This is a genomic window from Polynucleobacter sp. AP-Elch-400A-B2 (assembly GCF_018688355.1).
GTDB lineage: Bacteria > Pseudomonadota > Gammaproteobacteria > Burkholderiales > Burkholderiaceae > Polynucleobacter.
Window position 1 is genome coordinate 34069 of record NZ_CP061317.1, and the last position, 22998, is coordinate 57066.

Genomic DNA, 22998 nt, shown 5'->3' on the forward strand with positions numbered 1-22998 from the left:
CAATGTAATAAGGGTAAAGATTGAATCATCAATCAGTAATACAAACGAGTTTTACCAAGTTCTTTAACAAGTACTTACAGTTTGGATTACGGCAAACATGTCAGAAGTAGAAGTAAACCTGTAACAGGTACTAGCAATGGTGCTCGTTATAGGATCAAGTGAATAAGTGCACATGATGGATGCCTTGGCGATTACAGGCGACGAAAGACGTTATAACCTGCGATAAGCCCCGGGGAGCTGGTAAATAAGCTTTGATCCGGGGATTTCTGAATGGGGAAACCCACCACTTTTGTGGTATCCATACCTGAATACATAGGGTATGAGAAGCGAACCTTGTGAACTGAAACATCTAAGTAGCAAGAGGAAAAGACATCAACCGAGATTCCCAGAGTAGTGGCGAGCGAAATGGGAACAGCCTTCTAGTGATATCTCAGTAATTAACAGAACGGAATGGAAAGTCCGACAATAAAGGGTGATAGTCCCGTATGTGAAAATTATTGGGTGGTACTAGGCTAGAGACAAGTAGGGCGGGACACGTGAAATCCTGTCTGAATATGGGGGGACCATCCTCCAAGGCTAAATACTCGTAATCGACCGATAGTGAACAAGTACCGTGAGGGAAAGGCGAAAAGAACCCCGGGAGGGGAGTGAAATAGATCCTGAAATTGTGTGCATACAAACAGTAGGAGCCTCGTAAGGGGTGACTGCGTACCTTTTGTATAATGGGTCAGCGACTTACATTCAGTAGCAAGCTTAACCGAATAGGGAAGGCGTAGCGAAAGCGAGTCCGAATAGGGCGCTAGTTGCTGGGTGTAGACCCGAAACCAGTTGATCTATCCATGGCCAGGTTGAAGGTGCGGTAACACGTACTGGAGGACCGAACCCACTAACGTTGAAAAGTTAGGGGATGAGCTGTGGATAGGGGTGAAAGGCTAAACAAAACTGGAAATAGCTGGTTCTCTCCGAAAACTATTTAGGTAGTGCCTCGTGTATCACTGTAGGGGGTAGAGCACTGTCATGGTAGTGGGGTCCATTGCGGATTACTGCGCCATAGCAAACTCCGAATACCTACAAGTGCAATCACGGGAGACAGACATCGGGTGCTAACGTCCGGTGTCAAGAGGGAAACAACCCAGACCGCCAGCTAAGGTCCCTAATATATGCTAAGTGGGAAACGAAGTGGGAAGGCTAAAACAGTCAGGAGGTTGGCTTAGAAGCAGCCATCCTTTAAAGAAAGCGTAATAGCTCACTGATCGAGTCGTCCTGCGCGGAAGATGTAACGGGGCTAAGCATATAACCGAAGCTGCGGATCACAGCAATGTGATGGTAGGAGAGCGTTCTGTAAGCCTGTGAAGGTGTCTTGTAAAGGATGCTGGAGGTATCAGAAGTGCGAATGCTGACATGAGTAGCGATAAAGGGGGTGAAAAGCCCCCTCGCCGTAAGCCCAAGGTTTCCTGTTCAACGTTCATCGGAACAGGGTGAGTCGGCCCCTAAGGCGAGGCAGAGATGCGTAGCTGATGGGAACAAGGTTAATATTCCTTGACCATTGTTAGATGCGATGGGGGGACGGATCGCGGAAAGTTGTCCGGGTGTTGGAAGTCCCGGTTCTTGCGTTGGAGATGGCTATTAGGTAAATCCGGTAGCGTAATTCAAGGGCGTGAGACGAGCGAATTTATTCGCGAAGCAATTGGAAGTGGTTCCAAGAAAAGCCTCTAAGCTTCAGTCTAACAAGACCGTACCGCAAACCGACACAGGTGGGCGAGATGAGTATTCTAAGGCGCTTGAGAGAACTCAGGAGAAGGAACTCGGCAAATTTGTACCGTAACTTCGGGATAAGGTACGCCCTGGTAGTTTGACTCTGTACAAGGGGAGGACGAAAGGGTTGCAATAAAAAGGTGGCTGCGACTGTTTAATAAAAACACAGCACTCTGCAAACACGAAAGTGGACGTATAGGGTGTGACGCCTGCCCGGTGCTGGAAGATTAAATGATGGGGTGCAAGCTCTTGATTGAAGTCCCAGTAAACGGCGGCCGTAACTATAACGGTCCTAAGGTAGCGAAATTCCTTGTCGGGTAAGTTCCGACCTGCACGAATGGCGTAACGATGGCCACACTGTCTCCTCCTGAGACTCAGCGAAGTTGAAATGTTTGTGATGATGCAATCTACCCGTGGCTAGACGGAAAGACCCCATGAACCTTTACTGTAGCTTTGCATTGGACTTTGAACCGGTCTGTGTAGGATAGGTGGGAGGCGTTGAAAGCGGAATGCTAGTTTCGCTGGAGCCAACCTTGAAATACCACCCTGGTTTGTTTGAGGTTCTAACCTTGGCCCATTATCTGGGTCGGGAACAGTGCATGGTAGGCAGTTTGACTGGGGCGGTCTCCTCCCAAAGTGTAACGGAGGAGTACGAAGGTACGCTTGGTACGGTCGGACATCGTACCTAAAGTGCAATGGCAAAAGCGTGCTTAACTGCGAGACCGACAAGTCGAGCAGGTGCGAAAGCAGGTCATAGTGATCCGGTGGTTCTGTATGGAAGGGCCATCGCTCAACGGATAAAAGGTACTCTGGGGATAACAGGCTGATACCGCCCAAGAGTTCATATCGACGGCGGTGTTTGGCACCTCGATGTCGGCTCATCTCATCCTGGGGCTGTAGCCGGTCCCAAGGGTATGGCTGTTCGCCATTTAAAGAGGTACGTGAGCTGGGTTTAAAACGTCGTGAGACAGTTTGGTCCCTATCTGCCATGGGCGTTGGAGATTTGACGGGGGCTGCTCCTAGTACGAGAGGACCGGAGTGGACGTACCGCTGGTGTACCTGTTGTTTCGCCAGAAGCATCGCAGGGTAGCTATGTACGGAAGAGATAACCGCTGAAAGCATCTAAGCGGGAAACTTGCCTGAAGATGAGATCTCCCGTAGGTTTAACCTACATAAAGGGTCGTTGAAGACCACAACGTTGATAGGTCAGGTGTGGAAGCGCAGTAATGCGTTAAGCTAACTGATACTAATTGCCCGTTAGGCTTGATCCTATAACCAGCACTATTGTGTTGGATGTTTGCCAGATTTAATCTGCATCCTTAATTACATGCTTACTCAAATAGAGTTGTTGATGATTTATCAACAACTCGACCCTCTACGCCCGGTGACCATAGCAAGTTGGAACCACTCCTTCCCATCCCGAACAGGACAGTGAAACGACTTTACGCCGATGATAGTGCGGATTACCCGTGTGAAAGTAGGTAACTGCCGGGCACCAATGCGACGCCCAGACCCTCTTAGGTCTGGGCGTTTTTACTTGTGCAAAGCATTTTGAGGTTTGAGAGATTGACAATAACTCCATTAGGAGTCAAAATATTGGGTTCGCGGAGGGGTGTCCGAGCGGCTAAAGGAGGCAGACTGTAAATCTGTTGGCTATGCCTACGTAGGTTCGAATCCTACCCCCTCCACCAGAGATGTGCGGGATTAGTTTAATGGTAAAACAGCAGATTTCCAATCTTCGGTCAAGAGTTCGATTCTCTTATCCCGCTCCAGTTTTTTAGTATTTGTATTTGCCCATGTGGCTCAGTGGTAGAGCACTCCCTTGGTAAGGGAGAGGTCGGCAGTTCGATCCTGCCCATGGGCACCATGGTTTGTGTAGTAAATAAATTTAATTTCGTGCGTTGATTTAAGAGTTAACTAAAGGCAGACAAAAAAATGGCAAAAGAAAAGTTTGAGCGGACAAAACCGCACGTAAACGTTGGCACAATCGGTCACGTTGACCACGGTAAAACTACCTTGACAGCTGCAATTGCAACCGTGCTCTCTAAGCAATTTGGTGGCGAAGCAAAAGCATACGATCAGATCGATGCTGCTCCAGAAGAAAAAGCACGCGGTATTACGATTAATACAGCACACGTTGAGTATGAGACTGCAAATCGTCACTACGCACACGTGGATTGCCCAGGACATGCTGACTACGTAAAGAACATGATTACGGGCGCTGCTCAGATGGACGGCGCTATTTTGGTTTGCTCTGCAGCTGACGGCCCAATGCCACAAACGCGTGAGCACATCCTCTTGGCACGCCAAGTTGGTGTTCCTTACATCGTGGTTTTCTTAAACAAATGCGACATGGTTGATGATGCTGAATTGTTAGAGCTAGTTGAAATGGAAGTGCGTGAGCTTTTATCTAAGTACGACTTCCCAGGCGATGACACTCCAATCATTCAAGGTTCTGCTAAGTTAGCTCTTGAAGGCGACGAAGGCCCAATGGGTAAAGAAGCCATCATGAAATTGGCTGATGCACTAGATACTTATATCCCAACTCCAGAGCGTGCCATTGACGGTGCGTTCTTGATGCCAGTAGAGGACGTGTTCTCTATCTCCGGTCGCGGTACTGTTGTTACAGGCCGTATCGAGCGCGGTATCGTTAAGGTTGGTGAAGAGATTGAAATTATTGGTATCAAGCCAACCCTCAAGACCACTTGTACTGGTGTTGAAATGTTCCGCAAATTGCTCGACCAAGGTCAAGCAGGCGATAACGTCGGTATCTTGTTACGCGGCACAAAACGTGAAGAAGTTGAGCGCGGCCAAGTGTTGGCTAAGCCAGGTTCAATCACCCCACATACTCACTTTACAGCCGAGGTTTACATCTTGGGTAAAGATGAAGGTGGCCGTCATACACCATTCTTTAACAACTATCGTCCCCAGTTCTACTTCCGTACTACGGACGTGACTGGTTCAATCGAGTTGCCAAAAGACAAAGAAATGGTGATGCCTGGTGATAACGTCACGATTACCGTAAAACTCATCGCGCCAATCGCGATGGAAGAAGGTTTACGTTTTGCGATCCGTGAAGGTGGCCGTACTGTTGGCGCCGGTGTGGTTGCTAAGATTTTGGCTTAATAGATTTAAAGAAGGGGTGTAGCTCAATTGGCAGAGCGTTGGTCTCCAAAACCAAAGGTTGGGGGTTCGATGCCCTCCGCCCCTGCCACGATTTAAACTGAAAGTTATATGTCTCATCAAACAGCAAGTCACTCTGAAGAAAAGAGCAGCTGGGTCTCCGGACTCGCTGCTTTAATCGTCGTTGCAGCGTTAGTTCTTTACTACACGTTGGCAGATCAATCTTTATTGATCCGTTTAGCTGTTTTGTTTGGCGGCATAGCAACTGCAGTTTTGATTGTGGCGATGTCAGCAGATGGGCGTCGTTTCATCGCCTACGCTAAAGACTCTTGGTATGAAGTAAAAAAGGTTGTTTGGCCGACTCGCAAAGAGACGACTCAAATGACTCTAGTCGTATTTGGCTTTGTCGTGATCATGTCCTTGTTTTTGTGGCTTGCAGACAAATTAATTGAATGGCTAGTTTTTTCAGCCTTTTTGGGCTGGAAGTGAGTGAAAAATGATTGATGCTGAATTAGTCTCAAACCCACAAGCAACCGGCAATATGCGCTGGTACGTTATTCATGCTTATTCGGGCATGGAAAAAAGCGTAAAAAGAGGCTTAGAAGAGCGTATTGCTCGCTCTGGAATGCCAGAAAAATTTGGCCGCATCTTGGTTCCATCCGAAGAGGTTGTAGAGATCAAGTCAGGCGCAAAATCAGTATCTGAACGTCGTTTTTTCCCAGGATACGTCCTGATTGAGATGGAAATGACTGACGAGAGCTGGCATTTGGTGAAAAATACACCAAAAGTGACCGGTTTCGTTGGCGGTGTTCGTAACCGCCCAAGCCCTATATCTACAGCGGAAGTAGCCAAAATCATGGATCAGATGCAAGCTGGGGTGGATAAGCCTAAGCCTAAGACCCTGTTTGAGGTGGGTGAGATCGTGCGCGTTAAAGAAGGTCCATTTATTGATTTCAATGGCAATATCGAAGAAGTCAATTATGAGAAGTCAAGATTGCGCGTTTCTGTTACAATTTTTGGCCGCGGTACCCCAGTTGAGCTGGAGTTCGGCCAGGTAGAAAAGATGTAAAAAATACCCAATTTAAAGGGTGTTTTGCAACAAAAAGTAGTGGTTTTAAGTGGTTAGTAATAACCGAGGAGCGGATCTAGAAAGCCAAAAAACTAGTGAAGCGTTTACTCAACAGCGGTCTTTCCTAATGAGGTTAGGCGCGCTTTTAGGAGCAATCAATGGCAAAGAAGATCATTGGCTTTATCAAGTTGCAGATCCCTGCAGGTAAAGCAAATCCATCACCGCCAGTAGGCCCAGCATTGGGTCAACGTGGTCTCAACATCATGGAATTCTGTAAGGCGTTTAATGCTCAAACACAGAGCATGGAACCTGGCCTTCCAATTCCAGTCGTGATTACAGCCTTTGCTGATAAGAGCTTCACTTTCATCATGAAGACGCCTCCAGCGACCATTATGATTAAGAAGGCTGCGAAGATCGAAAAAGGTTCTCCACGTCCCCATACCGATAAGGTAGGAAAAATTACACGTGCTCAAGCAGAAGAAATTGCTAAAGCAAAAATGCCAGATTTGACAGCCGCTGATATGGATGCTGCTGTAAGAACAATCGCTGGTAGCGCCCGTTCAATGGGTATCACAGTGGAAGGTCTCTAATCATGACTAAGTTATCTAAGCGTTTAAAAGCAATCGAATCTAAAGTAGATCGCAATAAGTTTTATGCATTAGAAGATGCATTAAACCTCGTTAAAGAGTGTGCAACTGCTAAGTTCGATGAGTCTATCGACGTTGCAGTTCAGTTGGGTATTGACGCAAAAAAATCTGACCAAGTTGTGCGTGGCGCAGTTGTGCTCCCAGCTGGTACAGGTAAGCATGTTCGTGTAGCGGTATTTGCGCAGGGCGAAAAGGCTGAACAAGCTAAAGCTGCAGGTGCTGAAATCGTTGGCATGGAAGAGCTTGCTGAGCAGATTAAGGGCGGCAAAATTGATTTCGATATTTTGATCGCATCCCCAGACACAATGAAGATCGTTGGTACTTTAGGTCAGGTATTGGGCCCACGTGGTTTGATGCCGAATCCAAAAGTGGGAACTGTTACTCCTGACGTTGCTACTGCAGTGAAGAATGCAAAAGCAGGTCAAGTGCAATTCCGTGTGGACAAAGCCGGTATCGTGCATGCCAGCATTGGTCGTCGTTCATTCGAGCCAGCTGCATTGAAATCCAACTTGCTCGCATTGCTGGAGGCTTTGAACAAAGCTAAGCCACCTGCATCTAAGGGCATTTATTTAAAGAAGGTTGCCGTAAGCAGCACCATGGGTGCAGGCGTACGTGTAGACCAAGCATCGATACAAGCTGCTCAGTAAGTAGTTTGTAGCAAAAAGAACTTTGGGTCGACTCCCGCTCTTTGGGTGAGAGTCGAACATCAAAGACCGTTGGTGAATTTATTTGCTTATTCAGAAATAAATTCTTAATTGTTACGAAAGTAATTGCCAGCGCAGATGGCGACCCTGAAAAGATTTCACAAGATTTTCTTGTGACAAATGATCAGACGCTGGTGTGTAACCCCAACTGGAAACAGTTGGTTTTTTAGGAGTTAAACCGTGCCTTTGAATGTACAAGACAAAAAAGCGATTGTTGCTGATGTCGGCGCTCAATTGGCTGGAGCTCAAACAGTCGTGCTTGCTGAATACCGTGGTATTCCAGTAGAGCAGTTGACAAAGCTACGTGCTAGCGCACGTGACCAAGGTGTATATCTTCGCGTTTTGAAGAACACATTGGCACGCCGTGCTGCACAAGGTACACAGTTTGAGCCTCTTGCCGATTCGATGGTTGGCCCTTTGATCTATGGCATCTCTGTTGATCCGATTGCTTCGGCAAAAGTATTGCAGAACTTTGCTAAGACTCAAGACAAGCTGGTCATTACTGCTGGCTTATATAACGGCAAGTTGTTGGACGTAGCGGGCGTTAAATCCCTCGCGTCTATTCCAAGCCGCGACGAGTTGTTATCTCAGTTGTTAGGTGTGATGTTGGCACCAGTATCTGCAATGGCTCGCGTATTGGGCGCAGTAGCAGCACAAAAGGCAGAAGGAGCACCCGCTCCTGTTGCAGCACCGGTAGCAGAAGTAGCAGCAGCTCCAGTAGAAATAGTTGCTGAAGCCGCAGCTCCAGAAGCAAGTGCTGAGCCTGCAGCCGCAGCCCCAGAAGCTGGAACAGAAACACCGCAAACCCCTGCCGCTGAATAAGCGACAGATTAACTATTAAGTATTAGGAGCTAAAAATGGCGATTACTAAAGAAGAAATCATTGATGCAGTAGGTAGCATGTCTGTTATGGATTTGAACGACTTGGTTAAGGCGTTCGAAGAGAAGTTTGGCGTTTCAGCTGCAGCGATGGCTGTTGCTGGCCCTGCTGGTGCTGCTGGCGGCGCTGCTGCTGAAGAGCAAACAGAATTTACTGTGAACTTGCTCGAAGCTGGCGCAAATAAAGTTTCAGTAATTAAGGCTGTTCGTGAAATCACTGGCCTTGGCTTGAAAGAAGCTAAAGACTTAGTTGATGGCGCACCAAAGCCAATCAAAGAAGCTGTTGATAAGAAGACAGCTGAAGAAGCTAAGAAGAAGCTTGACGAAGCAGGCGCTAAGTCAGAAATCAAGTAATAAAAACTTTTCTAACGCCCCCCAAAAGGGGGTCGTTAGTTACGTTGGGTTTGATCTTTAGAGGTCAAACCCGATTTCATTTTTGATTGAAATCGGGTTTGCCTTCTGATACGACTGCAGAATGCAAGTTTGGTCGGACACTATATCTTTCGATTTAGTGTTGTCCGCCAGTGATTGGTAGTGGCCAATCGCCAAATCTTTGTACAGTCGCTGAATTCGGAGATGAAATGAACTACAGCTTCACCGAACGCAAGCGAGTCCGTAAAAGCTTTGCTAAGCGAGTAAATAATCATCAGGTTCCATACCTGATCGCAACGCAGCTGGAATCCTACGCTAAATTTTTACAGGCTGAAAAGCCAGCTATGTCTCGTCTTACAGAGGGACTTCAAGCTGCCTTTACATCAGCATTCCCAATTGTGTCCAACAATGGCTATGCACGTATGGAATACGTGTCATACCAATTGGCACAGCCACCATTTGACGTTAAAGAATGTCAACAGCGTGGCTACACATACCACTCAGCCTTACGTGCAAAAGTTCGCTTGATTATTTATGATCGCGAAGCACCAACCAAGGTTAAAGAGGTAAAAGAGAGCGAAGTCTACATGGGTGAAATTCCACTCATGACCGACAACGGCTCTTTTGTTATTAACGGTACTGAGCGCGTCATCGTTTCTCAGTTGCACCGTTCCCCAGGCGTGTTCTTCGAACACGATAAGGGTAAAACACATAGTTCAGGTAAGTTGCTGTTCTCAGCACGCATCATTCCTTACCGTGGTTCATGGCTCGATTTTGAGTTTGATCCAAAAGATATTTTGTATTTCCGCGTTGACCGCCGTCGTAAGATGCCTGTCACCATTTTGCTCAAAGCAATTGGTTTAAACAACGAACAGATACTTGCAAACTTCTTTAACTTTGACCATTTTGCATTGAGCGCAAACGGCGCATCAATGGAATTTGTGCCAGAGCGTTTGCGTGGCCAAATGGCTAACTTTGATGTGCTCGATAAGAATGGCGTAGTAGTCATTCAAAAAGACAAGCGTATTAATGCGAAGCATATTCGTGAGCTGGAAGCGGCTAAGACTAAAAATATCGTTGTTCCAGACGATTACTTAGTTGGCCGTGTAGTTGCACGCAACATCATTGATCCAGACTCCGGTGAAATCTTGGCTTATGCTAATGATGAAATCACTGAAGAGTTGTTGGCTACATTGCGCGATGCAGGTATCAAGCAATTGGAAACCATCTATACCAATGATTTGGATTCTGGTGCATACATTTCACAGACATTGCGTACCGATGAAACTGCAGATCAAATGGCTGCCCGTATTGCCATCTATCGCATGATGCGTCCTGGTGAGCCCCCAACTGAAGATGCGGTTGAAGCCTTGTTCCAGCGCTTGTTCTACAACGAAGATAGCTACGACTTATCACGCGTTGGTCGTATGAAAGTAAACAGCCGTCTCGGTCGTTCTGAGATGGAAGGCAAGATGGTTTTGTCGGATGAAGATATCCTCGACACTATTAAGTCCTTAGTTGACTTGCGTAACGGCAAAGGCGAAGTCGATGATATCGACCACTTAGGCAACCGTCGTGTACGTTGCGTAGGTGAGTTAGCAGAGAATCAATTCCGTGCAGGTTTGTCACGTGTTGAACGTGCGGTTAAAGAACGTCTCGGCCAAGCAGAAACAGAAAACCTCATGCCGCATGATTTGATTAACAGCAAGCCAATCTCTTCGGCGATTCGTGAGTTCTTCGGTTCTTCACAGTTGTCGCAGTTTATGGACCAAACAAATCCATTGTCAGAGATCACGCACAAGCGTCGTATTTCTGCATTGGGACCTGGCGGTTTGACACGCGAGCGCGCAGGCTTTGAAGTGCGCGACGTGCATCCAACTCACTATGGACGTGTTTGCCCAATTGAAACTCCAGAAGGACCAAACATTGGTCTGATCAACTCACTCGCCTTGTTTGCGCGTTTGAATGAGCATGGATTCTTGGAAACGCCATATCGCAAGGTTGCTAATAGCAAGGTAAGCGATGAAGTGATGTATCTCTCTGCTATTGAAGAGGCGAAATACGTCATTGCTCAGGCTAATGCAACGATCGACAAAAATGGTAAGTTGGCTGACGAATTGGTTTCAGCGCGTCAAGCTGGTGAAACCATGATGGTGAGCCCAGAGCGTATCGATTTCATCGACGTTGCTCCGAGCCAGATCGTTTCTGCTGCTGCTTCATTGGTTCCATTCTTGGAGCATGATGATGCGAACCGCGCCTTGATGGGTGCGAATATGCAACGTCAAGCGGTTCCTTGCTTGCGTCCAGATAAGCCATTGGTCGGTACAGGTTTAGAGCGCATTGTTGCGGTTGACTCAGGTACGGTTATTTTGGCTTCCCGCGGCGGTATCGTTGACTATGTTGACGCAAACCGTGTCGTGATTCGTGTAAACGATGACGAGACAGCAGCTGGTGAAGTTGGTGTGGATATTTATAACCTCATCAAGTACACCCGTTCAAATCAAAACACCAACATCAACCAACGTCCTATCGTTCAGGCTGGTGATCGTGTTGTCCGCGGCGACGTAGTTGCTGACGGCGCATCTACCGATTTGGGTGAATTGGCTTTGGGTCAAAACATGACTGTGGCATTTATGCCATGGAACGGTTACAACTTCGAAGATTCAATCTTGATCTCTGAGAAAGTAGTTGCTGACGACCGTTACACCTCGATTCATATTGAAGAGTTGTCGGTTGTTGCTCGTGACACCAAACTGGGTTCAGAAGAAATTACGCGCGATATTTCCAACTTGGCTGAGTCACAACTCTCCCGTTTGGACGAGAGCGGTATTGTTTACATCGGTGCTGAAGTTGAAGCTGGTGACGTATTGGTTGGTAAAGTAACTCCAAAGGGTGAGACTACTCTTACTCCAGAAGAGAAGTTACTGCGTGCGATCTTCGGTGAAAAAGCATCAGACGTTAAAGATACTTCTTTGCGCGTTCCATCTGGGATGATTGGTACTGTTATTGACGTTCAAGTCTTCACTCGTGAAGGTATTGAGCGCGATGCCCGTGCACAAGCCATTATTCAAGAAGAATTACAGCGCTATCGTTTGGATTTAAACGACCAGTTGCGTATTGTTGAGGGCGATGCCTTCATGCGTTTAGAAAAGCTGTTGGTTGGCAAAGTTGCTAACGGCGGCCCTAAGAAATTAGCTAAAGGCACTAAGATCGACAAGGAATACCTTGCTGACTTAGACAAATACCATTGGTTTGATGTTCGTCCAGCGGATGATGAAGTTGCCTCACAAGTTGAAGCAATCAAATCTTCTATCGAAGCGAAGCGTAAGCAGTTTGATGAGGCCTTCGAAGAGAAGCGCACCAAGCTTACCCAAGGCGATGATTTGCAGCCTGGCGTAACAAAGATGGTTAAGGTCTACTTGGCCGTTAAGCGTCGCTTACAGCCTGGTGACAAGATGGCTGGTCGTCACGGTAACAAGGGTGTGGTTTCTAAAATCGCTCCAGCGGAAGATATGCCATTCATGGCTGACGGACGCCCTGTTGACATCGTCTTGAATCCATTGGGCGTTCCTTCCCGTATGAACGTAGGTCAGATCTTAGAAACCCACTTAGGTTGGGCGGCTCAAGGTATTGGTAAGCGTATTGATGAGATGGTTCGTCAACAGGCTAAACAAGCTGAACTCCGTAAGTTCATGAAGCAGCTTTACAACGAAACCGGTCGTATCGAAGATATCGATAACTTCACTGATGAGCAGATCAATGTTTTGGCTGAGAATTTACGCCAAGGCTTGCCATTCGCTACTCCAGTGTTTGACGGTGCTACTGAAGCAGAAATCGGACGCATGCTCGAGTTGGCTTATCCAGAAGAAGTAGCTACTTCTTTGAAGATGACCCCTTCACGTCAGCAAATGATTTTGTGCGACGGTCGTACTGGCGATCAGTTTGAGCGTCCTGTTACTGTTGGTGTAATGCACGTCTTGAAACTCCACCATTTGGTCGATGACAAGATGCATGCACGTTCAACCGGACCTTACTCGTTAGTAACGCAACAGCCACTGGGCGGTAAAGCTCAGTTTGGTGGTCAGCGCTTTGGTGAGATGGAAGTTTGGGCCCTCGAAGCATACGGTGCTTCATATGTCTTGCAGGAAATGCTGACAGTGAAGTCCGATGACGTCGCAGGCCGTACCAAGGTTTACGAAAACATCGTCAAGGGCGAGCACACAATTGATGCTGGCATGCCCGAATCCTTCAACGTGTTGGTAAAAGAAATCCGCTCGTTGGGTATTGACATTGACATGGAGCGCAACTGATATGAAAGCATTGCTCGATTTATTTAAGCAAACGCAGGGTGATGAGCAGTTTGATGTCATCAAGATTGGTCTTGCATCCCCTGAGAAAATTCGCTCATGGTCTTTTGGTGAAGTACGCAAACCAGAAACCATCAACTACCGGACTTTTAAGCCCGAGCGTGATGGTTTGTTCTGCGCCAAGATTTTTGGACCAACCAAAGACTACGAGTGCTTATGCGGTAAGTACAAGCGTTTAAAGTTCCGTGGCGTTATCTGCGAGAAGTGCGGCGTTGAAGTTACGCTCGCTAAGGTACGTCGTGAGCGTATGGGCCACATTGAGTTGGCAGCCCCTGTAGCGCACATCTGGTTCTTGAAGTCATTACCATCCCGTTTGGGTATGGTTCTCGATATGACCCTCCGGGACATCGAGCGCGTTCTTTACTTTGAAGCCTATGTCATTGTTGATCCTGGCATGACGCCTGAAGGCGCCATGAAGCGCGGTCAGATCATGTCTGAAGACGAGTACATTGCCAAGACTGAAGAGTACGGTGACGGCGCATTTACTGCCATCATGGGTGCAGAAGGTATTCGTGATCTTTTGCGTTCGATTGATATCGATCGTGAAGTAGAGACCATTCGTGCTGATTTAAAAGCCACTGGTAGTGATGCCAAGATCAAGAAATACGCTAAGCGCTTAAAAGTGCTCGAGGCGTTCCAGACTTCAGGTATTAAGCCTGACTGGATGATCATGGAAGTATTGCCAGTATTGCCACCTGAATTGCGCCCATTGGTGCCATTGGATGGCGGTCGCTTTGCTACTTCCGATTTGAACGATCTTTATCGTCGTGTGATTAACCGTAACAACCGTTTAAAGCGTTTGTTAGAGTTGCGCGCACCAGAAATCATCGTTCGTAACGAAAAACGGATGTTGCAAGAAGCCGTTGACTCATTGCTCGACAACGGTCGTCGCGGTAAGGCTATGACTGGCGCTAACAAGCGTCCTCTCAAGTCCTTGGCCGAGATGATTAAAGGTAAGAGCGGTCGTTTCCGTCAAAACTTGTTGGGTAAACGTGTTGACTACTCAGGTCGTTCTGTCATCGTGGTTGGCCCAACATTGAAATTGCATCAGTGCGGCTTGCCAAAATTAATGGCCTTGGAATTGTTCAAGCCATTTATTTTCAACAAGCTTGAAACTTTAGGAATCGCAACCACTATTAAGGCTGCGAAGAAAGAAGTTGAAAGTCAGACTCCAATCGTTTGGGACATTCTCGAAGAAGTGATTCGTGAACATCCAATCATGTTGAACCGTGCGCCTACATTGCACCGTCTTGGTATTCAGGCTTTCGAGCCAATGCTGATTGAAGGCAAGGCGATCCAATTACACCCATTAGTCTGCGCGGCATTTAACGCCGACTTTGACGGTGACCAAATGGCGGTTCACGTTCCTTTGTCGCTCGAAGCGCAAATGGAAGCACGTACCTTGATGTTGGCATCGAACAACGTATTGTTCCCTGCTAACGGCGAACCATCCATCGTTCCTTCCCAGGACGTGGTGTTGGGCCTGTACTACGCTACTCGTGACAAGATCAATGGCAAAGGCGAAGGTATGGTTTTCGCCAACATTACTGAAGTAATGCGTGCCTACGATGCTGGCCAGGTTGAATTAGCCTCCCGCGTTGCTGTGCGTATTACCGAGTTTGAGATCGTTGACAAAAAGGCAGAGGGCGATGCCCGTTTTGCTGAGAAGACTTCGATTTATCAAACTTCAGTTGGCCGTGCAATCTTGTCAGAAATCTTACCTAAGGGTATGACTTTTGAGGAAATTAATAAGCCTCTGAAGAAAAAAGAAATCTCACGCTTGATCAACACTTCATTCCGTAAGTGCGGTCTTCGTGAAACAGTGATTTTTGCTGACCGCCTCTTGCAGTCTGGTTTCCGCTTGGCGACTAACGCCGGTATCTCGGTTGCGATCGACGATATGCTGATTCCTAGCTCTAAAGAGCGCATCATCACTGAAGCTTCTACCAAGGTTAAAGAATATGACAAACAGTTCATGTCAGGTCTTGTAACCAATCAAGAGCGTTATAACAACGTGGTTGATATTTGGGGTGCTGCTGGTGACCAAGTTGGTAAAGCGATGATGGATGAGTTGTCACACGTTGACGTACTCGACCGTAACGGCAAAACTGTGCGTCAAGAATCTTTCAACTCTATCTACATGATGGCGGATTCTGGTGCGCGTGGATCTGCAGCGCAGATTCGTCAGTTGGCTGGTATGCGTGGTTTGATGGCGAAGCCTGATGGCTCCATTATTGAAACCCCAATTACTGCGAACTTCCGTGAAGGTTTGAACGTGTTGCAGTACTTCATCTCAACCCATGGCGCTCGTAAAGGTTTGGCTGATACGGCATTGAAGACAGCGAACTCAGGTTATTTGACACGTCGTTTATGCGACGTAACTCAAGACCTCGTTGTCATTGAAGATGATTGCGGTGCAACTACCGGCGTCACAATGAAGGCGCTTGTTGAAGGCGGTGAAATCATTGAAGCATTGCGTGATCGTATTTTAGGTCGTGTATGTATTGATGATGTCGTTCATCCTGATACACAAGAAGTGATCGTTCCACATGACACCTTGCTCGATGAAGATCACGTTGACCAAATCGTTGCCCTAGGTATCGATGAAGTTAAAGTTCGCACGGTGTTGTCATGCTTAACTCGCTTTGGCTTGTGCGCTAAGTGCTACGGACGTGATTTAGGTCGCGGTGGCTTGGTGAACGTGGGTGAAGCAGTTGGCGTGATCGCTGCTCAGTCCATCGGTGAGCCAGGTACACAGTTGACTATGCGTACCTTCCACATCGGCGGTGCAGCGTCACGTGCATTGGTTGCAAGCAATATTGAAGCTAAGTCTAATGGCGCTTTGAAGTTCTCCGGCACGATGCGTGTTGTGAAGAACGCCAAGGGTGAGCAGATCGTGATTTCACGTTCAGGCGAAGCGGTGATCATTGACGATAACGGTCGTGAGCGTGAGCGTCATAAAGTACCTTACGGTGCAACACTCTTGTTTAAAGAAGATTCAGCAGTTAAGGCGGGCGCAAGCTTGGCAACATGGGATCCGCTAACACGTCCAATTATTTCTGAATACGCTGGTATTGCTCGCTTTGACAACGTTGAAGAAGGCGTTACTGTAGCTAAGCAGGTTGACGAAGTAACCGGCCTCTCCACCTTGGTGGTGATTGACGGCAAGCGTCGTAGTGCTGCTAGTAAAGGCGTTCGTCCAATGATCAACTTGGTTGATGCCAAAGGCGGCGAAGTGATGATTGCGGGTACAGATCACCCAGTAAACATCGGTTTGCAGGTTGGCGCTTTGATCACTGTTAAAGATGGTCAAAAAGTTGAAGTTGGTGAAGTGTTGGCACGTATTCCAATCGAATCACAGAAGACTCGCGACATTACCGGTGGTTTGCCACGCGTTGCTGAATTGTTCGAAGCGCGTTCGCCAAAAGATGCTGCTGTATTGGCTAAAGTTACTGGAACTGTTTCCTTCGGTAAAGAAACCAAAGGTAAGCAGCGTTTAGTGATTACCGATATGGACGGCGAAGCGAATGAATTCTTGATTCCTAAAGAGAAACAAGTTCTCGTTCATGACGGTCAGGTTGTGAATAAGGGCGAGATGATTGTGGAAGGCCCTGCCGATCCACACGATATCTTGACACTCAGAGGTATTGAAGAGTTGGCGATTTACATCGTGGACGAAGTTCAAGACGTTTACCGTTTGCAAGGCGTGAAGATTAATGACAAGCACATTGAAGTGATCGTGCGTCAAATGTTACGTCGTGTGCAAATTACTGATGGTGGCGATACTGCCTACATCACTGGTGAGCAAGTTGAGCGTTCTAAGTTGTATGACGCAAACGATGCTGTGATTGCTCAAGGTAAGCGCCCAGCTCAGTTCGAGAATGTGTTGCTCGGTATTACTAAGGCATCCTTGTCGACAGATAGCTTCATTTCAGCGGCTTCTTTCCAAGAAACCACCCGTGTATTGACCGAAGCCGCAATTATGGGCAAGACCGATACACTCCGTGGCCTCAAGGAAAACGTCATTATTGGTCGCCTGATTCCTGCTGGTACCGGCTTGTCTTACCGCCGTGCACGCAAGGTCAGAGAGCAATTCGAGCGTGATCGCGCTCAAATGATTGCCGCCGAAGAGGAAGCAATGGCTGATATGCCTGTAGAAATAGAGGCTGAAGTGATTGCTCCTGCAGGGGAGGCTGATCCGGGCTAATTTGGTAATTCTGGCCATAAATGGCCAGTTTTTTCCCCATTTGGTTGACGGAAAAGGCTGGCCAAGCTAGAATGCTGAGTTCTACTGATTCAGAAGAGGGTCTTTTTGACCTAGAATTTATCTAAGTCATTGATTTTCTTGAAGAAAGCAACAAAGAAGTACTAACCGAGCTATTTTATGCCAACAATTAATCAATTATTACGCAAGCCAAGAACACGGCTGACCGTTAAAAGTAAGAGCCCTGCGCTGCAAAACAGCCCGCAGCGCCGTGGTGTATGTACACGTGTGTACACAACTACTCCTAAGAAGCCTAACTCTGCCCTACGTAAAGTAGCTAAAGTTCGCTTAACCAATGGTTTTGAAGTCATTTCATACATTGGCGGTGAAGGCCATAACCTCCAGGAACACTCAGTCGTGTTGATCCGCGGTGGTCGTGTTAAGGATTTGCCTGGTGTTCGTTACCACATCGTTCGTGGCTCACTTGACTTGCAAGGTGTTAAAGACCGTAAGCAGTCTCGTTCCAAGTACGGCGCTAAGCGTGCTAAGAAATCCGCTTAATTTTTTAAGAATTAAGTAACAGTAGTTTTTGTATCAAGTCATTGTTTGTCAGACTCAAAAGACAAGTAAGTGGTTGTTCCGTTTAGAGCTTGATGTATTTCAATCGCTAAATAGTAGGACAACCGGAGCGGGTGATCCATGTGGGTCGCCCCTAACTGAACTGAAGGAGTTGTTATGCCACGTCGTCGTGAAGTTCCCAAACGGGAAATCCTGCCTGATCCAAAATTCGGCAATGTAGAAGTAGCAAAATTCATGAACGTCCTGATGTTGGACGGCAAGAAATCGGTTGCAGAGCGTATCGTTTACGGTGCCTTTGATCACATCGAGAAAAAAGCAAACAAAGAACCACTCGAAGTTTTCTCAACAGCTATGGGCAACGTTAAGCCAATGGTTGAGGTGAAGAGTCGTCGAGTTGGTGGCGCTAACTACCAGGTTCCTGTTGAAGTTCGCCCATCACGCCGTTCAGCTTTGGCAATGCGCTGGGTGCGCGAAGCCGCTAAAAAGCGCGGTGAAAAATCCATGGCTCAACGTTTGGCCAACGAATTATTAGAAGCTGCAGAAGGTCGCGGCGGAGCAATGAAGAAGCGTGAAGAAGTTCACCGTATGGCAGAAGCTAACAAAGCTTTCTCACATTTCCGCTTCTAATCGCACAGCAAAGAAAAGGTACCAACAGTGGCACGTAAAACCCCTATCGAAAGATACCGTAATATCGGTATTTCTGCGCATATTGACGCAGGTAAGACAACAACAACAGAACGTGTTTTGTTCTACACCGGTGTTAATCACAAAATTGGTGAAGTACATGATGGCGCTGCAACCATGGACTGGATGGAGCAAGAGCAGGAGCGTGGTATCACGATTACTTCTGCTGCTACTACAACGTTCTGGAAGGGCATGGCTGGTAATTTTCCAGAGCACCGCATCAACATTATTGATACCCCAGGACACGTAGACTTCACCATTGAAGTTGAGCGTTCAATGCGAGTTTTGGATGGCGCTTGCATGGTTTACTGTGCGGTAGGTGGTGTGCAGCCACAATCTGAAACTGTTTGGCGTCAAGCTAACAAGTATCACGTTCCGCGTTTGGCATTCGTAAACAAGATGGACCGTACTGGCGCGAATTTCTTCAAGGTCTATGATCAGATGAAATTACGCCTTAAAGCAAACCCTATCTTGATCCAGATTCCGATTGGCGCTGAAGAAAACTTCAAAGGTGTTGTAGACCTGGTCAAAATGAAGGCCATCTATTGGGATGAGGAATCACAAGGCACTAAATTTAATTACGAAGAAATTCCCGCTGAGTTGCAAGCATCTGCTGAAGAGTGGCGTGAGAAGTTACTCGAAGCCGCCGCTGAAAGCTCAGAAGAGTTGATGGAAAAGTACCTCGGCGGTGACGCATTGACCGAAGAAGAAATTAAAGCAGCATTGCGTCAACGCACAATTGCCAATGAAATCATTCCAATGATGTGTGGAACAGCTTTCAAAAATAAGGGTGTTCAGGCGATGTTGGACGCAGTGGTTGAATTGCTGCCTTCACCATTAGATGTTCCACCTGTCCCTTGTGAACTGGAAGACGGCACGCCTACGACACGTAGAGCCGCTGATGATGAGAAATTCTCAGCCTTGGCATTCAAGATCATGACTGACCCATTTGTTGGCCAGCTGATCTTCTTCCGTGTTTACTCAGGTGTAATGAAATCTGGCGACACGATCTACAACCCAATCAAGGGCAAGAAAGAACGTGTTGGTCGTTTGTTGCAGATGCATGCAAACGAACGTGAAGAAATTAAAGAAGTATTTGCGGGTGATATCGCAGCTGCAGTTGGTCTAAAAGACGCAACTACTGGCGAAACACTGTGTGATCCAGATGGCATCGTGATTTTGGAGCGCATGGTATTCCCAGAGCCGGTGATCTCACAGGCAGTAGAGCCAAAGACAAAACCAGACCAAGAAAAAATGGGCCTTGCTTTAAATCGTTTGGCACAAGAAGATCCATCATTCCGCGTAAAGACAGACGAAGAGTCTGGCCAAACTATTATTTCCGGTATGGGCGAGCTCCATTTGGAAATTTTGGTTGACCGTATGCGTCGTGAATTTGGTGTTGAGGCAACTGTTGGTAAGCCACAAGTTGCTTATCGCGAAACTATTCGTAAGGTTTGCGAAGAAGTTGAAGGTAAATTTGTTAAGCAGTCTGGCGGTCGTGGTCAGTACGGACACGTTGTGCTCAAGCTTGAACCACAAGAGCCAGGCAAAGGTTTCCAATTCGTAGACGCTATTAAGGGCGGTGTAGTTCCACGTGAATATATCCCTGCAGTAGAAAAAGGAATTATCGAAACTTTGAACTCCGGTATTTTGGCTGGCTATCCAGTTGTAGATATCAAAGCAACATTGTTCTTCGGTTCATACCATGACGTTGACTCCAACGAAAACGCATTTAAGATGGCGGGTTCGATGGCATTCAAAGACGGTATGCGCAAAGCATCACCAGTGTTGCTTGAACCAATGATGGCTGTTGAAGTTGAAACACCAGAAGATTTCATGGGTAACGTAATGGGTGACCTCTCATCACGTCGCGGTATTTTGCAAGGTATGGATGACATTCCAGGGGGCGGAAAGATCGTTCGCGCTGAAGTGCCATTGGCAGAGATGTTTGGTTACTCAACTGGCTTGCGCTCGTTGACCCAAGGTCGCGCTACCTACACCATGGAATTTAAGCATTATTCCGAAGCACCTAAGAACGTTGCTGAAGCAGTTATGGCTGCTAAAGCGAAGTAATTTATCCACATTATTTTGAATATTGACTAGCTAAGAAGGCAGACAAAAAAATGGCAAAAGAAAAGTTTGAGCGGACAAAACCGCACGTAAACGTTGGCACTATTGGTCACGTTGACCACGGTAAAACTACCTTGACAGCTGCAATTGCAACCGTGCTCTCTAAGCAATTTGGTGGCGAAGCAAAAGCATACGATCAGATCGATGCTGCTCCAGAAGAAAAAGCACGCGGTATTACGATTAATACAGCACACGTTGAGTATGAGACTGCAAATCGTCACTACGCACACGTGGATTGCCCAGGACATGCTGACTACGTAAAGAACATGATTACGGGCGCTGCTCAGATGGACGGCGCTATTTTGGTTTGCTCTGCAGCTGACGGCCCAATGCCACAAACGCGTGAGCACATCCTCTTGGCACGCCAAGTTGGTGTTCCTTACATCGTGGTTTTCTTAAACAAATGCGACATGGTTGATGATGCTGAATTGTTAGAGCTAGTTGAAATGGAAGTGCGTGAGCTTTTATCTAAGTACGACTTCCCAGGCGATGACACTCCAATCATTCAAGGTTCTGCTAAGTTAGCTCTTGAAGGCGACGAAGGCCCAATGGGTAAAGAAGCCATCATGAAATTGGCTGATGCACTAGATACTTATATCCCAACTCCAGAGCGTGCCATTGACGGTGCGTTCTTGATGCCAGTAGAGGACGTGTTCTCTATCTCCGGTCGCGGTACTGTTGTTACAGGCCGTATCGAGCGCGGTATCGTTAAGGTTGGTGAAGAGATTGAAATTATTGGTATCAAGCCAACCCTCAAGACCACTTGTACTGGTGTTGAAATGTTCCGCAAATTGCTCGACCAAGGTCAAGCAGGCGATAACGTCGGTATCTTGTTACGCGGCACAAAACGTGAAGAAGTTGAGCGCGGCCAAGTGTTGGCTAAGCCAGGTTCAATCACCCCACATACTCACTTTACAGCCGAGGTTTACATCTTGGGTAAAGATGAAGGTGGCCGTCATACACCATTCTTTAACAACTATCGTCCCCAGTTCTACTTCCGTACTACGGACGTGACTGGTTCAATCGAGTTGCCAAAAGACAAAGAAATGGTGATGCCTGGTGATAACGTCACGATTACCGTAAAACTCATCGCGCCAATCGCGATGGAAGAAGGTTTACGTTTTGCGATCCGTGAAGGTGGCCGTACTGTTGGCGCCGGTGTGGTTGCTAAGATTTTGGCTTAATAGATTTAAAGCGGTAGAAGTAAATATTATTTAGCGGTTTGCTAACCGGTGACATCAGTGCTGCTGATGTCACCGAGCTCTTTAGAAATATAACGCGGCAGCACCGCAACGCTCTTTGGAATTAATATGCAAAACCAAAAAATTCGTATTCGTCTTAAAGCATTTGATTACCGTTTGATCGACCAGTCTGCAGCTGAAATCGTTGATACAGCTAAGCGTACTGGTGCGGTTGTTAAGGGCCCAGTACCTTTGCCAACGCGTATTGAGCGTTTTGACATTCTGCGTTCACCACACGTGAACAAGACTTCACGTGACCAGCTAGAGATACGTACCCATCTGCGTTTGATGGATATCGTTGATCCTACAGAGAAAACAGTAGATGCTTTGATGAAATTAGACCTTCCAGCAGGTGTGGATGTCGAAATTAAGTTGCAGTAATTGAGTATTTCCAGTCTTTGCGCTTGCCAAGACTGGGCTTTCGGGATAGAATCTAAGGCTTCGCTCAATTATTTGGGCGAATATTCAGGTTTTATCAGCATTAAAAACGTTGTAACTTATTGATTTAGAAGTACTTTTACTTGTAAATCACTTAAATTAATTTTGCCGACCAATCGAAGTCGGCGTGGAGCATGATTATGAGCTTAGGCTTAATCGGTCGCAAGATCGGCATGACCCGTCTATTTACGGACGAAGGGGAAGCAATTCCTGTCACCGTAATTGACGTGAGCGACAACAGAATCGCTCAAATCAAGACCCAGGCAACTGATGGCTATGATGCTATCCAGTTGGCACATGGCACACGTAGAGCTACTCGCGTTACCAAAGCAATGGCTGGTCACTTCGCTAAAGCGGGTGTGATGGCTGGTAACGGTCTCAACGAATTCCAACTAGATGCTGCAAAAATCGCAGAAATGGCACCAGGACAAGTAATTCCTGCTGACACTGCATTTGCTGCTGGCCAAAAAGTGGATGTACAAGGCGTAACGATTGGTAAAGGCTACGCCGGTACCATCAAGCGCCATCACTTCGCTTCAGGTCGCGCGTCACACGGTAACTCACGTTCACATAACGTGCCAGGTTCTATCGGTATGGCGCAAGATCCAGGTCGTGTTTTCCCAGGTAAGCGCATGACAGGCCACCTTGGTGACGAGACACGCACTGTACAAAATTTAGTCATCGCACGCATTGATGCAGAACGCAATCTCATCATGGTTAAAGGCGCTATTCCAGGCGCCCCAGGCGGTAAAGTGATTGTTACTCCAGCGGTGAAGACACCGTTGAAGAAGAAATAAGGAGAGCGAA

The 22998-nt window shown here is 47.1% G+C and carries 15 protein-coding genes, 4 tRNA genes and 2 rRNA genes; all 21 read left to right on the forward strand.

The window, feature by feature from the left end; translation table 11 throughout:
• Nucleotides 1-152 precede the first annotated feature (152 nt).
• Nucleotides 153-3026, forward strand: a 23S ribosomal RNA gene (locus FD977_RS00195).
• A gap of 109 nt (nucleotides 3027-3135) precedes the next feature.
• A 5S ribosomal RNA gene (gene rrf, locus FD977_RS00200) occupies nucleotides 3136-3249 on the forward strand.
• Between the two features lie 112 nt (nucleotides 3250-3361).
• Nucleotides 3362-3446 (forward strand) — tRNA-Tyr (locus tag FD977_RS00205).
• Between the two features lie 7 nt (nucleotides 3447-3453).
• Nucleotides 3454-3527: transfer RNA gene (locus tag FD977_RS00210), tRNA-Gly, on the forward strand.
• Between the two features lie 20 nt (nucleotides 3528-3547).
• Nucleotides 3548-3622, forward strand: a tRNA-Thr gene (locus FD977_RS00215).
• A 68-nt stretch (nucleotides 3623-3690) separates the two neighbouring features.
• Nucleotides 3691-4881 (forward strand): elongation factor Tu, encoded by a 1191-nt coding sequence (tuf, locus tag FD977_RS00220; RefSeq protein WP_215305625.1) that lies wholly within the window; start codon nucleotides 3691-3693, stop codon nucleotides 4879-4881.
• Between the two features lie 12 nt (nucleotides 4882-4893).
• Nucleotides 4894-4969, forward strand: a tRNA-Trp gene (locus FD977_RS00225).
• Nucleotides 4970-4989: 20 nt separating this feature from the next.
• Complete coding sequence (secE, locus tag FD977_RS00230; RefSeq protein ID WP_215305626.1) at nucleotides 4990-5367, forward strand: preprotein translocase subunit SecE; 378 nt, start codon at nucleotides 4990-4992, stop codon at nucleotides 5365-5367.
• Between the two features lie 7 nt (nucleotides 5368-5374).
• Nucleotides 5375-5947, forward strand: coding sequence for a transcription termination/antitermination protein NusG (gene nusG / locus FD977_RS00235; RefSeq protein ID WP_215305627.1), 573 nt, complete (start codon nucleotides 5375-5377; stop codon nucleotides 5945-5947).
• A 158-nt stretch (nucleotides 5948-6105) separates the two neighbouring features.
• Nucleotides 6106-6537, forward strand: coding sequence for a 50S ribosomal protein L11 (gene rplK / locus FD977_RS00240; protein ID WP_011901890.1), 432 nt, complete (start codon nucleotides 6106-6108; stop codon nucleotides 6535-6537).
• Nucleotides 6538-6539: 2 nt separating this feature from the next.
• Nucleotides 6540-7241 (forward strand): 50S ribosomal protein L1, encoded by a 702-nt coding sequence (gene rplA, locus FD977_RS00245; protein ID WP_215305628.1) that lies wholly within the window; start codon nucleotides 6540-6542, stop codon nucleotides 7239-7241.
• Nucleotides 7242-7478: 237 nt separating this feature from the next.
• The gene (gene rplJ / locus FD977_RS00250; RefSeq protein ID WP_215305629.1) at nucleotides 7479-8120 is read left to right on the forward strand and encodes a 50S ribosomal protein L10; all 642 of its coding nucleotides are present in this window, start codon (nucleotides 7479-7481) and stop codon (nucleotides 8118-8120) included.
• A 35-nt stretch (nucleotides 8121-8155) separates the two neighbouring features.
• Complete coding sequence (gene rplL, locus FD977_RS00255) at nucleotides 8156-8530, forward strand: 50S ribosomal protein L7/L12 (protein WP_173941805.1); 375 nt, start codon at nucleotides 8156-8158, stop codon at nucleotides 8528-8530.
• Between the two features lie 227 nt (nucleotides 8531-8757).
• Nucleotides 8758-12858 carry a DNA-directed RNA polymerase subunit beta gene (gene rpoB, locus FD977_RS00260; protein WP_215305630.1) on the forward strand — a complete coding sequence of 1367 codons (4101 nt, stop codon included), beginning with the start codon at nucleotides 8758-8760 and terminating at the stop codon, nucleotides 12856-12858.
• A gap of 1 nt (nucleotide 12859) precedes the next feature.
• Entirely contained in the window at nucleotides 12860-17122 is a 4263-nt protein-coding gene (gene rpoC / locus FD977_RS00265; RefSeq protein WP_215305631.1) for a DNA-directed RNA polymerase subunit beta', read from the forward strand.
• Nucleotides 17123-17299: 177 nt separating this feature from the next.
• Nucleotides 17300-17680 (forward strand): 30S ribosomal protein S12, encoded by a 381-nt coding sequence (gene rpsL / locus FD977_RS00270; protein ID WP_108468237.1) that lies wholly within the window; start codon nucleotides 17300-17302, stop codon nucleotides 17678-17680.
• A gap of 174 nt (nucleotides 17681-17854) precedes the next feature.
• Complete coding sequence (rpsG, locus tag FD977_RS00275) at nucleotides 17855-18325, forward strand: 30S ribosomal protein S7 (RefSeq protein ID WP_015420229.1); 471 nt, start codon at nucleotides 17855-17857, stop codon at nucleotides 18323-18325.
• 27 nt (nucleotides 18326-18352) lie between these two features.
• Entirely contained in the window at nucleotides 18353-20455 is a 2103-nt protein-coding gene (gene fusA, locus FD977_RS00280; protein ID WP_215305632.1) for an elongation factor G, read from the forward strand.
• A 50-nt stretch (nucleotides 20456-20505) separates the two neighbouring features.
• On the forward strand, nucleotides 20506-21696 hold the full coding sequence (gene tuf, locus FD977_RS00285; RefSeq protein WP_215305625.1) for an elongation factor Tu: 1191 nt from the start codon (nucleotides 20506-20508) through the stop codon (nucleotides 21694-21696).
• Between the two features lie 126 nt (nucleotides 21697-21822).
• Nucleotides 21823-22134 carry a 30S ribosomal protein S10 gene (gene rpsJ, locus FD977_RS00290; protein ID WP_011901899.1) on the forward strand — a complete coding sequence of 104 codons (312 nt, stop codon included), beginning with the start codon at nucleotides 21823-21825 and terminating at the stop codon, nucleotides 22132-22134.
• A gap of 197 nt (nucleotides 22135-22331) precedes the next feature.
• On the forward strand, nucleotides 22332-22988 hold the full coding sequence (gene rplC / locus FD977_RS00295; protein WP_215306983.1) for a 50S ribosomal protein L3: 657 nt from the start codon (nucleotides 22332-22334) through the stop codon (nucleotides 22986-22988).
• The last annotated feature ends 10 nt before the right edge of the window (nucleotides 22989-22998 follow it).